The organism is Duganella sp. Root198D2 (assembly GCF_001428585.1).
Taxonomy (GTDB): Bacteria; Pseudomonadota; Gammaproteobacteria; order Burkholderiales; family Burkholderiaceae_D; genus Rugamonas.
This window is the reverse complement of sequence record NZ_LMIC01000044.1, coordinates 328,211-340,945: the sequence shown is the minus strand read 5'-3', so window position 1 is coordinate 340,945 and position 12,735 is coordinate 328,211. Positions and strand designations below refer to the sequence as shown.

General features: G+C 64.3%; 10 protein-coding genes. 7 read left to right on the top strand and 3 right to left on the bottom strand.

Annotated elements, in window-relative coordinates:
- Positions 1-13: 13 nt before the first annotated feature.
- On the top strand, positions 14-1,504 hold the full coding sequence (locus ASE26_RS23455) for an AMP nucleosidase (protein ID WP_055924988.1): 1,491 nt from the start codon (positions 14-16) through the stop codon (positions 1,502-1,504).
- Positions 1,505-1,583: 79 nt separating this feature from the next.
- On the opposite strand, the gene ASE26_RS23450 is transcribed toward ASE26_RS23455, so the two are convergent.
- The 3 genes from ASE26_RS23450 to ASE26_RS23440 are packed head-to-tail and all read right to left on the bottom strand — an operon-like array spanning position 1,584 to position 4,527.
- Positions 1,584-2,171: a CPBP family intramembrane glutamic endopeptidase gene (locus ASE26_RS23450; protein WP_055924985.1), complete on the bottom strand. Its 588-nt coding sequence runs from the start codon at positions 2,169-2,171 to the stop codon at positions 1,584-1,586.
- Positions 2,141-3,361, bottom strand: coding sequence for a murein L,D-transpeptidase family protein (locus tag ASE26_RS23445; RefSeq protein WP_055925335.1), 1,221 nt, complete (start codon positions 3,359-3,361; stop codon positions 2,141-2,143). Before ASE26_RS23445 ends, ASE26_RS23450 begins: the two co-directional genes overlap by 31 nt.
- A 5-nt stretch (positions 3,362-3,366) precedes the next feature.
- On the bottom strand, positions 3,367-4,527 hold the full coding sequence (locus ASE26_RS23440) for a tetratricopeptide repeat protein (RefSeq protein ID WP_055924982.1): 1,161 nt from the start codon (positions 4,525-4,527) through the stop codon (positions 3,367-3,369).
- 70 nt (positions 4,528-4,597) lie between these two features.
- Between ASE26_RS23440 and ASE26_RS23435 the strand changes: the two genes are divergently transcribed.
- The 6 genes from ASE26_RS23435 to ASE26_RS23410 all read left to right on the top strand — a co-directional run bounded on the left by ASE26_RS23435 (position 4,598) and on the right by ASE26_RS23410 (position 12,720).
- The gene (locus tag ASE26_RS23435) at positions 4,598-5,380 is read left to right on the top strand and encodes a hypothetical protein (RefSeq protein WP_082507076.1); all 783 of its coding nucleotides are present in this window, start codon (positions 4,598-4,600) and stop codon (positions 5,378-5,380) included.
- Positions 5,381-5,425: 45 nt separating this feature from the next.
- Positions 5,426-6,727, top strand: coding sequence for a DUF3422 family protein (locus ASE26_RS23430; protein ID WP_057247029.1), 1,302 nt, complete (start codon positions 5,426-5,428; stop codon positions 6,725-6,727).
- Positions 6,724-7,863, top strand: coding sequence for an esterase-like activity of phytase family protein (locus ASE26_RS23425; protein ID WP_057247028.1), 1,140 nt, complete (start codon positions 6,724-6,726; stop codon positions 7,861-7,863). Before ASE26_RS23430 ends, ASE26_RS23425 begins: the two co-directional genes overlap by 4 nt.
- 99 nt (positions 7,864-7,962) lie before the next feature.
- A complete protein-coding gene (locus tag ASE26_RS23420; RefSeq protein WP_055924969.1) occupies positions 7,963-8,574 on the top strand; it encodes a glutathione S-transferase family protein in 612 nt (203 codons plus the stop codon).
- Complete coding sequence (locus ASE26_RS23415) at positions 8,571-9,449, top strand: pyridoxamine 5'-phosphate oxidase family protein (protein ID WP_055924966.1); 879 nt, start codon at positions 8,571-8,573, stop codon at positions 9,447-9,449. The genes ASE26_RS23420 and ASE26_RS23415 overlap by 4 nt, the downstream gene beginning before the upstream one ends.
- 157 nt (positions 9,450-9,606) lie before the next feature.
- Positions 9,607-12,720, top strand: coding sequence for an EAL domain-containing protein (locus tag ASE26_RS23410; RefSeq protein WP_229207035.1), 3,114 nt, complete (start codon positions 9,607-9,609; stop codon positions 12,718-12,720).
- The last annotated feature ends 15 nt before the right edge of the window (positions 12,721-12,735 follow it).

Sequence of the window (12,735 nt, the reverse complement as noted above, 5' to 3'; positions counted from 1 at the left end):
AAGGAGTAGCACGATGTTCAGCCGTCCCCACGTAGCACCCCGCATGTTTGACGATCCTTCCGCAGCACTGGCCCAGGTCCGGGCAATTTACGACGATAGTATCCGCTTCCTGCGCGAATCGCTGCAGCGCTTTGTCGAAGGCGAAACGCCGACCGAGCGCGTGCGCGCCTGCTACCCGTACGTACGGGTGCAGACCGAGACCGTGGCGCGCGCCGACTCGCGCCTGTCTTACGGCTTTGTCGCCGGCCCTGGCGCTTTTGAGACCACGCTGACGCGCCCCGACCTGTTCGAAGGCTATTACACCGAACAATTCCGCCTGCTGCTGAAAAACCACGGCCAGCAGCAGACGCAGCTCGAGGTGGGGCTCAGTTCCCAGCCGATCCCGATCCACTTTTCCTTCGCCGAGCATGACCATATCGAGGGCAGCCTGAGCGCCGAACGCCGCCTGCTGATGCGCGACGTATTCGACCTGCCCAACCTGGCGGCGATGGACGACGGCATTGCCAATGGCACGTTTGAAGCAGCGCCGGGCGAAGCGCAGCCGCTGTCGCTGTTCACCGCGCCGCGCGTCGACTATTCGCTGCAGCGCCTGCGCCATTACACCGGCACCTCGCCCGAGCACTTCCAGAACTTCGTGATGTTCACGAATTACCAGTTCTACATCGACGAATTCGTGCGCCTGGGCCATGAACTGATGGCCAGCCCGGACAGCGACGGCTATATAGCGTTCGTCGAACCGGGCAATATCGTCACGCGCCGTGTCGGCCACGCCATGCAGCCGGGCGACGACCTGGGCGCCGCGCCGCCGCGCCTGCCGCAGATGCCGGGCTACCACCTGGTGCGCGCCGACGGCAGCGGCATCAGCATGGTGAATATCGGCGTCGGCCCGGCCAACGCCAAGACAGCCACCGACCATATCGCGGTACTGCGCCCGCACGCCTGGCTGATGCTGGGCCACTGCGCCGGCCTGCGCAACACCCAGCAGCTGGGCGACTACGTGCTGGCCCACGGCTACGTGCGCGAAGACCATGTGCTGGACGAGGATTTGCCGCTGTGGGTGCCGATCCCGGCCCTGGCCGAAGTGCAGGTGGCGATCGAGTCGGCCGTGGCGGAAGTCACGCAGCTGGGCGGCCATGACCTGAAGCGCGTACTGCGCACCGGCACCGTCGCCAGTACCGACAACCGCAACTGGGAACTGCTGCCGCAGCGCACGCCGGAGCGCCGTTTCAGCCAAAGCAGGGCGGTAGCGCTGGACATGGAAAGCGCCACCATTGCCGCCAACGGCTTCCGCTTCCGCGTCCCTTACGGCACCCTGCTATGCGTCAGCGACAAGCCGCTGCACGGCGAAATCAAGCTGCCCGGCATGGCCAACCAGTTCTACCGCGACCGCGTCGACCAGCACCTGCGCATCGGCATCCGCGCGCTGGAACTGCTGCGCGGCCTCGGTTCCGACAAGTTGCACAGCCGCAAACTGCGCAGCTTCGCCGAGGTCGCCTTCCAGTGATGTCCACCTTGGGGTCAGGAACAACAGTGGACATTTCACAGCAAGTGTCCACATTCGTTCCTGACCCCGAAGTGGACATTCAGTCTTTGCGCGTGGCCAGGTGGCGCACCAGGTAAAGGCCGATGATGTCGACGATGGCGTGGGCAATCATCACGCACAGCAAGCCAGCGTATTCGAAGGCGAGGCCTAGCAGGACGCTCATGCCGAACACGCCGCCGGCTTGCCACAGCGCTGCGCGGTCAAGGCGGCGGAAGTCGTAGGCGCCGCTATGGACCAGCAGGAACAGCACGCTGGCGCCCCAGATTCCGGCCAGCGGCTGCAGCGCTGCGCGGAACAGGAGTTCTTCCGAAACGCCGGCGGCGAGCGAAATCCACAACGGGTTCAAGCCATCGAGGTCAAGCCGCGCATAGCTGGCAACCGTGCGCCGCACCGCTTCGGAATGGGGCTTGCGCAAGGTGGTCAGGGCGGATATGCCGCCCACGGCAAACCCGATTGCGATGCCCGCCAGGCTCTGCTGCCACCACGGCAAGCCGGCCTGCAGCAGTCCCGTAAGCGGCAGCCGCCGCAGCAGCAGGATCGCAACGGCAATAGCCGCCAGCGCGGCGCAGCTGAGCAGCTGCGTGCGCAGGGGAATTTTCAGATCATGCTTTCGAAGATGATCTTCCACTCGCTGCCTTCACGCGCCCAGTACTGGCGCTTGCGCTGGGTGGAGCGGCTCTTGCCGATCTTCGATTCGAGGGTGAAGGTGCTGACCAGCATGTCGTCGCGGCTTGGGTAGCGGAAGATGGTCACTTCACTGAGCGATACGCTGAGTCCATTGACGCTGGCCAGCGGCCGCATGTCCTTCTCGTACCAGGTCTTCAAGTCTTCGCCATTGGCCGACTTGAACTTGACCGAATAATTTTTCAGCAGCCGCTTGCTGTCGGCGCTTACCAGGTCCGCGCGCCAGGATTCAACCAGGCGGTTGGCGGTGAAACGTTCGTTGTCCCACTTGGCCTTGCTGATGAATTCCTGGTGGCCGGCGATCACCACCGGGGTCTTGCCGATATCGACCGTGCCTTCCAGCTTACGCAAATCGTCATTGGTCAACACCACGCAGCCATCGGAAGCCAGGGGCGGGCGGCTGTAGTTGTCGGCCGGCGTACCATGCAGGAAGATGCCGCCGCCGCTGCGGCCGTTCAGGCGGTCCCACTCATTCGGGTAGTTGATGCGCAGGGCGCTGGCGCCGTAGAAGTCGGGCAGCTTGGGGCCGGATACGCGGCCGGTGATGTAGTACACCCCGAGCGGGGTCTTCTGGTCGCCTTCGCGGAACTTGTCGACGCCCAGCTTGCCCTGGCTGATGTAATAGTCGGTCACCAGTTTCAGTTCGCCGCTATTGTTCTGGTAGACATACAGGCGCGACTGCGTGGCGTCGACCACCAGCACATGGCGCATGTCGGCACGCAGCTGCAGCACGGAGCGCGGCGCCAGTCCCGGGCCGGGACGCGCCACCAGGGTTTGCAGGCGCACGCGCGCTTCGTCGCGCAAATCGTTCAGCTTGTCTGCCGGACCGCTGGCGCCGGCGCCGAGCTGGCCCACCGGCTTGGTGTGCATCAGCAGCAGGTCGCCGCGGATCAGGTGCCCAACGCGGAAATTGGGGTAAGCCAGCACCAGGGCGTCGGCCTTGGCCATCGCCTCCTGCAGCTGGCTGGCGCGCAGGTTCTTGTAGATCTCCAGCAGCATGATCTCGGCATCCTGCCGGGCGCGCGGGGATTCGGCCGGATGGATGGACTTGGCCATGCCGATACCGGCTGGCGTCAGCAGGGCGCATGCTGCCAGCAGCGCGGCAGCCGCACCGGCACTTGCTCGCTTCGACATCTCCATCAGCTCCCCGACTGCTCTTGCTTGATTAACCAGTTCCTGCCTTGCTTCTCCAGCACCAGGGTCTTGCGTCCGGCGGTGCTGAGGCGGTCCGACACGTACTTCTGGCGGAATTTCACGGTCGCGGTATTGCCCTTGACCGTCACTTGCGGCGCCTCGATGGACACCTTGATATGGCCTTTGCCCTCGATGCGGGCGGTGCGGTCAGCTTCCCAGGCCTTGCGGTTCTGGCCCTTCGGCGTCTGGAAATTGCCACCGTAGGCATTCAGGTAGCCCTTCATGTCCTGCGCGCTCCAGGCCTTGGCCCAGTTCTCGACAGCCTTGATGACATCGGCGCCATCGGCGTCTTCTTTCTGGACTTGCTCAGCTTTCGGTGCGGCCTTTGCCAATTGTACCGCCGGCGCCGGGGCCGGTGCCGCTGCCGGCGGGGCAGTCGGAATCGGCTTGGCCTGGGCAATGACAGGAGCCGGCGCAGGTGGCGGCACCGGTGCCGCCTTCACCGGCGGCGCAGGCAGCCTGGCCGGGACTGGAGCAGGAGCCGGCGCCGCCTGCGCGATCACTGGGGCAGGCGCCGCGGCCGGGGCCGCAGCTGGAACCGAAGCCGCAGCGAGCGCGGCCAGCGGTGAAGCAGCCTCGCCGCCTTTAGGCGTCAAGGTGCGCAGCATCGCCAGTTTGGCTTTCTGCGGCGGCTGCTGGGTCGGATCCGCCAATTGCATCGCCTTGTCGTAAGACTGGCTGGCCAGCTTGGCATATACGCCGCCCAGGTTTTCGTGGGCGGTGGCGTAAGCGGGGTTGGTGCGGATCGCGCGCTCCAGTGCAACGCGGGCCTTATCGTAATTGCCGGCCGCCGCATGCAGCACGGCCAGGTTGTTATAAGGCTCAGGTAATTCCGGATAATCTTCCGTCAGCTTTTGGAAAACATTAATTGCATCGGCTGTTTTGCCCTGCTCGGACAAAATCATTCCTTTAATGAATCGCAATTGTGCATCTTTGGGCCGTTGCGATAACGCAACATCAACCTTGCTTAAAGCGGCTGGCAACTGCCCGCTGCGCATCATTTTATTGATTTCTGCGACCTCATCGGCCTGCGCTGAAAAGCACGCAATTAATAGCGCGGCCCCTAGCGCAAGGGCTGTACGAGAGGAAATTTGCGATGCCTGCATTTATTTATTTTGCCGACGGGAAATAAACACTCATTTTATCAAATCCCAGCCGGCTGAATATACTTAGAAGATGGAACTAAGTATTACGCAGCAGGACGCGGGGCATACGGCAGAGGGGTTGCCGGTGTTCATTTTTGCGCTGTGTAATCGCCATGGCATGGAAGTCCAGATCAGTACCTTGGGCGGTGCGATTGTAAAGATCAATGCACCTGACCGGAATGGCCGCCTGGCCAACGTCGTGCATGGCAGGGCGCCGGAAAATGGCATCCATTTGCTGCCAGCGCCCGGGCATGCCCTGCACCGGCTGCCCTGGCACGCAGTAGCGCTGGTGGAAGACGCCAGCGTCGGCCTGCGCCTGGTCAGTCCCGGGCCGCATGCGGTGCTTGCGACCTATGTCCTGGACGAAGCGAATGGTCTTTCGCTGCATTGCCAGGCGCCTGCCGCGGCACCGGCCTCGATATGCCTGCACACGGCGTTCAATATGGCCGGCGAGGGCGAGGGGCTGCGCCAGTTGCTGACAGTCAGCGCGGAGCGCGTCGCTCCCGCCGGCAGGCACGAACAGGACTGCGCCGGCACCCGCTGGGATTTCCGCCTGGCGCGCCCGCTGGCCGAATTGCCGGGGCAAGCGCGCTACCTGCTTGGCAAACGCATCAACGGGGAAGTTGCGCTGCGCTTGTTCGATACGGCCAGTGGGCGTTTGCTGGAGGTGGCTACCGATGCCGATAGCCTGCGCCTGGGAACTGGCGAGCCGGCGCCATACCTGTGGCTGGAGCCGGTCATGGCGGCAGCCGGCGGCAAAATCGTGCTGCGCTTCAGCGCCCAGGCCCAGGGCCTGCCGCCGGGCTTACCGTAAATACAATGTTAATATCTGGACTCCCTCAAAATCGAGTCCAGCCCAATGAGTATCGTGTTTTCCAGCCTGAACCACGTGCAGCGCGTGCCCCTCGCTGCCGAAATCCACTCGCGCCCCTTCCTGAAACTGGATGCGCCAACCCTGCTGACCCATTTCGCCATCATGGGCGAACAGGAACAGCAGGAGTTGCTGGCGGAACTGTGTGGCCATTTCGGCGTGGCGGCACCGGCGGCAGGCGGGAAATACTTTACCCATGATTTCGGCCGCTTCCGCCTGAAATGGGAGCTGCACACCGAATTCGCCACCTTCACCTTTGCCGAAACCGTGGCCAGCATGCCGCTGCCGGAGGAGGCCTTCAGCAATATGCCTTCGCGCCACCTGCCGGAACAATGGCTGCTGAAACTTCAGGGCAGGGTGCTGGTGGCGGCGCACGTCCTGCTGGGGCGCCCGGGCGGCATGCAGCATGCGTTCGCCGAAAGCCTGCAGCGCCTGTTCCAGGGGGCGCCGCTGGCGGGCAGCCAGGTGATCAACGGCGGCGAAATGTGGACCGACTTCGCCATCCACGCCGATGGCTTCAGCCGCTTCGTGATCTGCGATGCGGGCATGCACGAACAGCAGTCGGGCCGCCTGGTGCAGCGCGTGCTGGAGATCGAAACCTATCGCATGATGGCCCTGCTTGGCCTGCCGGTTGCACAGGACGCGACGCCGGAACTGAATGAGGTGGAGGGCGAACTGGCGACCCTGGCCGGCGCCCTGGTCGAAGCGGACGGCAAGGTTGATGACGGCTCCACCGAGCAGGACCTGCTCGACCGCATTACCCACCTGGCAGCGCGCATCGAGAAGGTCTCGGCCGACACCAGCTACCGCTTTGCCGCATCCAAGGCCTATTTCGGCCTGGTCAACGCCCGCATCGACGAGCTGCGCGAGCTGCGCATTGAAGGCACGCCTACGGTGGAGGAATTCATGGAGCGCCGCCTGGCGCCCGCCATGAAGACGTGCGAGGCCGTGGCTGCGCGCCAGCAGGCCCTGGCCGGCCGCATCGCCAATAGCAACGACCTGCTGCGTACCCGGGTCGGCATCGTGCAGGAAGCGCAGAACCGCAAGATACTGCAGTCGATGAATGCGCGCGCCGCGCAGCAGCTGCGTTTGCAGCAGGCGGTGGAAGGGCTGTCGGTGGCGGCAATCTCCTACTACGTCGTGGGCCTGATCGGCTATTCCGCCAAAGGCGCGAAGGTGCTGGGCGTGGGCGTCAATCCTGAACTGCTGATGGGCGTCATGGTGCCGGTGGTGGCGCTCGGCATGTGGTTCGGCTTGCGCTGCATGCACAAGCGCCTGCACCACGCATGATGCGCTTGATTCCTTACCTGGCCGCGCTGGCGGCGGGAGCGGCGTTGGCTGCCTGCGCGCCGACCGGACAGCGTGCGCCAGTTTCCACGGTTTCTTCGGTCAGTGCGCTGCGCTTTATCGGCGAACTGCGCGTTGCGCACCACGCCATGTTCGGCGACACCATGCTGGGTGGTTTCTCCGGGCTTGATTACGACCCGGCGAGCGGCCGCTGGCTGATCGAAAGCGATGACCGCTGCACCCGCAGCCCGGCACGCTATTACGACGCCGAACTGGATTTCGACGCCACCGCATTCCGCTCGCTGCGCTTCACCGGCCTGCACTACTTCCTGAATGCCGACGGCCAGGATTTTGCCGCCGCCGCCGCCGGTTGCTCGCGCGCCGACGTGGAATCTATCCGTATCGATCCGCTGGACGGCAGCATGTGGTACGCCAGCGAAGGCGATCGCCGCGATGGCCTCGAGCCATTCATCCGCCATGCCACGCGCGACGGCGCGCTGCTGGCCGAGCTGCCCTTGCCGGAGAACTTCAAGGTACACAAGGATGAACTGCGCGGTTCGCGCTATAACGCCACCTTCGAAGGCCTGGCTTTCGCGCCGGACGGACGCAGCCTGTGGGCTTCCATCGAATGGCCGCTCTATGAAGACGGCCCGATCCCGACGCCGCAGCATGGCGCCGTGGTGCGCATGACGCAGTTCCAGCGCGATGGCCAGGTGCTGCGCCAGTTCGCCTATCCGCTGGATGCCATCCCCGCCGAACCGGGGCCGGGCAGGGAAGCGGAAAACGGCGTCTCCGAAATCCTCGCGCTGCCCGATGGCGAACTGCTGGTGCTGGAACGCGCCACGGTGCAGGATGCCGCCGGCGTGTACACCAATTACGTCCGCCTGTATGCCACCGATGCGCGCGGCGCCAGCGATGTGAAAGCGCTGCCTGGCCTTGAAGGCAAGCGGTACACGCCGGCCCGCAAACGCCTGGTGCTGGACTTCAGCAAGCAGCCCATGCCACGCGCCTACAACCTGGAAGCAATGTCTTTCGGGCCGCGCCTGCCCAACGGCCACACCACCATGGTGTTCGCCAGCGACGACAATTTCGGCAAGGGCCAGGTCACCCAGTTCCTGCTGTTCGAGGTGCTGCCCTGATCATTATTTCGCTGGGTGGAATGGTGAATTGCTGTCGGCGGTGATTCCCATCATCGACAACATGGATCACACTTTCATCATTACTTGAAAGGAGAGCCAATGAAGCTGTACTACCATCCCATTTCCGGCCACGCCCACCGCGCCCACCTGTTCCTGTCCCTGCTGGGCCTTGACTTCGAGCTGGTCGAAGTCGACCTGATGAAGGCCGAACAGAAAACGGAAGCATTCCTCAAGCTGAACCCGTTCGGCCAGGTGCCTGTGCTGGAGGACGACGGCGTGGTCATCGCCGACTCCAACGCCATCCTGGTCTACCTGGCCACGCGCTATGGCGATACCGGCTGGCTGCCGCAAGACCCGGTCGGCGCCGCCGCCGTGCAGCGCTGGCTGTCGGTTGCCGCCGGCGAAATCGCCAGCGGTCCGGCCACCGCCCGCATCATCAACCTGTTCAAGAAACCGGTCGATCCGGCCGACGCCATCGCGCGTGCCCACCGCATCCTCGGCCTGGTTGAGGCAAGCCTGGACGGCAGGGAGTGGATCGCTGCCGGACAGCCGACCATCGCCGATATCGCCTTGTACAGCTATATTGCGCGCGCACCGGAAGGCAATGTCGACCTGTCGGACTACGCCAACGTGAAGTCCTGGCTGGCCCGCGTGGAAGGTCTGCCGCGCTTCCAGCCCTTCATCAAGTCAGCGGTCGGGCTGGCTGCATGAACGCGCCCTGGCACGCCGGCGAAATCGCGATCCAGGCTACGCTGGGCGCGGTGGAACGGATGGACGAAATCGGCCGCAAGGTGATCCGCAACTACATGCCGGACCAGCACCGCGACTTCTTCGCCCAATTGCCGTTCGCCGTGTTCGGCAGCGTCGATGCCGAAGGCCGGCCATGGGCCACGCTGCGTGCCGGGGAAGAAGGTTTCATGCATTCGCCAGACCCGCAGCGCCTGCAGCTTACGTTGCCGGCGCAGCACGACGATCCGGCGCAAGCCGGCCTGCACGATGGCGCCGCAGTAGGCATGCTCGGCATCGAACTGCACACGCGCCGGCGCAACCGCTTGAATGGCAGGCTGCGCGCCCTCGGCGGCGAGCAGTATGAGATCGCCGTCGCGGAATCGTTCGGCAACTGCCCGAAATACATCCATGAACGCGACTATCGTTTCGAGCGCACCCCGGGCGAGCCGTCGGGCTTGCCGCCGCGCCAGTTGCCGCAGCTCGATGCGCTGGCGCGCGACCTGATCGGCCGTTCCGGGACTTTTTTTGTGGCGACGTATTCCGGTGACGGCGCCGGAATGCGGATGGATGTGTCGCACCGCGGCGGCCAGGCGGGTTTTGTCCAGGTCGGCAGCACTGGAAGCTTGCTGGTGCCGGACTATGAGGGCAACCGCTTTTTTTCGACTCTCGGTAACATACTGCTGAATGGCAGGGCTGGCCTGGTGTTCCCCGACTTTGAGAGCGGCGGTTTGTTGCAGATGAGCGGAACGGCGCGCGTTGTCTTGGACGGAACGGAACGGCACTGGGAATTCCAGCCGCAGCAGCTTGTGTGGCGGGAAGATGCGTTGCCGCTCAGATGGGCGCTGCTAGCAAAATAGTTCTGCTACCATCGGTTGCATGGATAGGGCTTCTCTCGCTTCGCCGGGACGGACCAGGCTGGACGCATTCACCGCGGTGTATGAAAACAGCCCCAACTTGGCTTTTATGATGGATGCCGATGGCAATTTGCTTGCCGCGAACGCCCATGCGCGTCGGTTGGCAGATGAGCTCGGCTCCGGGGCGACGGCGTTCGGCCTGTTCCGCAGCTGGGCCGCCGCCGAACTGCGCGACGACGCCATGCCCGAGGCCAAGCTGCGCGGCGTCTGGCGCGGCGAGCTGGCGCTGTGCGAGAAAGGCGGCGATGGCGCACCGGTTTCGCTGGCGCTGGAATACTACGCCGGCCATGGCGCCCAGCCCGAATGCTTCCGCTGTCTTGTCACGCCGCTGCCGGAAGCCGATTCCTATGGCTCGCGGCTGCGCTTCAAGCGTCTGTTCGACCAGCACCCGCATGCAATGTGGGTGTACGACGTCGCGACGCTGCGCTTCCTGGTGGTCAACCGGGCGGCGGTGGCGATCTACGGCTACAGCGAAGAAGAATTCCTCGACATGACGATCGAGGATATCCGCCCCGATAATGAACTGGAGCGGCTGCATGCCGACCTGGAGACTTCGCCGCAATCGGCGGCGCAGCAATCGGGCGCATGGACCCATCGCTGCAAGGACGGCCGCCTGATCCAGGTGGAGATTTCCTCGCACCCCTTGCTGATGGCGGGGCACAAGGCGCGCTTCGTGTTCGCCCATGACGTGACGCGGCGCCTGCGCGTCGAGAAAGCCCTGCATGAATCGCAGGAGATGACGCAGCTGGTGGTCGACCACATCCCGCACCAGATCTTCTGGAAGGACATGGATTTGCTGTACCGCGGCTGCAACGACATATTCCTGCGCGCGGCCGGGCTGTCGTCGCAGGAAGAAGTGGTGGGCAAGAGCGATTTCGATTTCCCCTGGTCGCACAATGCGGAGCGCATCCGCGCCGACGATGCGAAGATCATCAACAGCGGCGTGCCGCACCTGAACCGCGAAGACCATTTGCTGTTTGCCGATGGCAGCGTGCACTGGTTCCTGATCAACAAGCTGCCGCTGCACGACCAGGCCGGCAAGACCATCGGCCTGCTGGGCACCATCGAGGATGTTTCCGAGCGCAAGCAGGTGGAGCTGATGCTGCAGCTGCATAACCGGGCGCTGGAGTCGAGCGTCAATGCCATTGCCATCACCGCCATCCATGCAGGCAGCGATACCATCGATTACGCCAACCCGGCGCTGGCGGTGCTGACCGGCCATGCCGCCGGCGAGCTGGCCGGCCGCAGCCTGGAACAGCTGCTGGCCGACCCGGAAGATGCGGCAGCCCAGACCGCCCTGCATGAAGCGGTGCATGGCCAAAGCGACGTGCAGCTGATGCTGCGCGGCCGCCACCGCGATGGCCGCAGCTGGTGGGCGCAGCTCCATGTGGCGCCGGTCGGCGGCAGCGAAGGCCAGCACACGCACCGGGTCTGCGTACTGACCGATATGACGGCGACCATGGACTACCAGGCCCAGCTCGAACACCAGGCCAACCATGACGCGTTGACCGGCCTGCCCAACCGTAACCTGTGCGGCGACCGCCTGGCGCAAGCGATCAGCTATGCGCAGCGCTACGGCCACACGGTATGGGTGGCTTTCCTTGACCTCGACAACTTCAAGCTGGTGAACGACAACCTGGGCCACGAAGCCGGCGATGAACTGCTGCGCACCGTGGCGGCCCGCCTGCGCAGCTGCATGCGCGACACCGATACCGTGGCGCGCATGGGCGGCGACGAATTTGTGCTGGTGCTGCTGGATGGGCACGAAAGCACGCCGTCGCAAGCCATGCTGCGCAAGATCATCGACAGCGTGTCGGCGCCGATGCAGTTGGCAGGGCAGGAGCATACGCTCACCTGCAGCATGGGGGTCTCCCTGTATCCGGCCGACAGCAGCGAGCCGCAGCTGCTGATGCGCTATGCCGACATCGCCATGTACCGCGCCAAGGAAAGCGGGCGCAACCAGGTGCAGTTCTACGAGCCGGCGATGCACGCCCGCATCGTGGAGCGCGCCGCCATCGAGAACGAGCTGCGCGGCGCTTTGGCGCGCGGCGAAATGTTCCTGGTCTACCAGCCGAAGATGAACGTGGCCTCCGGCGAGATCTCCGGTGTCGAGGCGCTGCTGCGCTGGCGCCATCCGACCATGGGCCTGATCCCGCCCGGCCGCTTCATCGGCGTGGCGGAAGAGACGGGCCTGATCGTGGCGCTGGGGCGCTGGGTGATCCACACTGCCTGCGCCCAGAACAAGGCCTGGCAGGATGCTGGCCTGCGGCCGCTGAGGGTGGCCGTCAACGTTTCGGCGCGCCAGTTCCGCGACAAGAACCTGGCCGACGAAGTAGTGGAAGCATTGCGCAGTACCGGCCTGCAGGCACAGTACCTTGAACTCGAGCTGACAGAGAGCATGATGATGCAGAATGCTGACGAGGCGGTGGTCACGGTGCAGCGCCTGAAGAAAGTCGGGGTGGGGATTTCGATCGATGATTTCGGCACCGGCTATTCCAGCCTGGCCTACCTCAAGCTGTTCCCCATCGATTACCTGAAGATCGACCAGTCCTTCGTGCGCGATATGCTGGGCGACCCGACGGTGGCAGCCATTGTGCGCTCGGTGATTTCGCTGGGACACAGCCTGGACTTCCGCATCATCGCCGAAGGTGTGGAATCCGAAGGGCAACTGGCCTACCTGCAGCGTTATAACTGCGACGAAGCGCAGGGCTACCACCTGAGCCATCCGATCATGCCGGACGTTTTCGCCACGCTGCTGCAACAGGAACAGTCGCGCCAGCCGGCACGGCGCCCGGCGGACGAGCGCAGGGGCACCTTGCTGCTGCTCGACGATGAACCGAACGTGCTGTCGTCCCTGATGCGGCTCTTGCGCCGCGACGGCTACCAGATCCTGGCCGCGCACAATGCGCAGGAAGCATTTTCCATGCTGGCCACCCACGAGGTGCAGGTCGTGGTCAGCGACCAGCGTATGCCGGATATGAACGGCACCGAATTCCTGAGCCGGGTGCGCAAGCTCTACCCGGGCACGGTGCGCATCATCCTGTCCGGCTATGCCGAACTGGAGTCGGTGCTGGGCGCCATCAACCGCGGCGAAATCTACCGCTTTTATACCAAGCCCTGGGATGACCAGGCGCTGCGCGACAATATCCGCGAAGCCTTCCGGTATCACGCACTGATGCATGGCGGCGATGGCCATGCGCCGACCGGTACCTAGGTGCCGGACAGCGCA

Excerpts from the sequence above, each read along its gene's own strand:
- ASE26_RS23455 (WP_055924988.1), top strand. The coding sequence starts at position 14 with ATGTTCAGCCGTCCCCACGTAGCACCCCGCATGTTTGACGATCCTTCC.
- ASE26_RS23445 (WP_055925335.1), bottom strand. The coding sequence starts at position 3,361 with ATGTCGAAGCGAGCAAGTGCCGGTGCGGCTGCCGCGCTGCTGGCAGCA.
- ASE26_RS23440 (WP_055924982.1), bottom strand. The coding sequence starts at position 4,527 with ATGCAGGCATCGCAAATTTCCTCTCGTACAGCCCTTGCGCTAGGGGCC.
- ASE26_RS23435 (WP_082507076.1), top strand. The coding sequence starts at position 4,598 with ATGGAACTAAGTATTACGCAGCAGGACGCGGGGCATACGGCAGAGGGG.
- ASE26_RS23430 (WP_057247029.1), top strand. The coding sequence starts at position 5,426 with ATGAGTATCGTGTTTTCCAGCCTGAACCACGTGCAGCGCGTGCCCCTC.
- ASE26_RS23425 (WP_057247028.1), top strand. The coding sequence starts at position 6,724 with ATGATGCGCTTGATTCCTTACCTGGCCGCGCTGGCGGCGGGAGCGGCG.
- ASE26_RS23420 (WP_055924969.1), top strand. The coding sequence starts at position 7,963 with ATGAAGCTGTACTACCATCCCATTTCCGGCCACGCCCACCGCGCCCAC.
- ASE26_RS23415 (WP_055924966.1), top strand. The coding sequence starts at position 8,571 with ATGAACGCGCCCTGGCACGCCGGCGAAATCGCGATCCAGGCTACGCTG.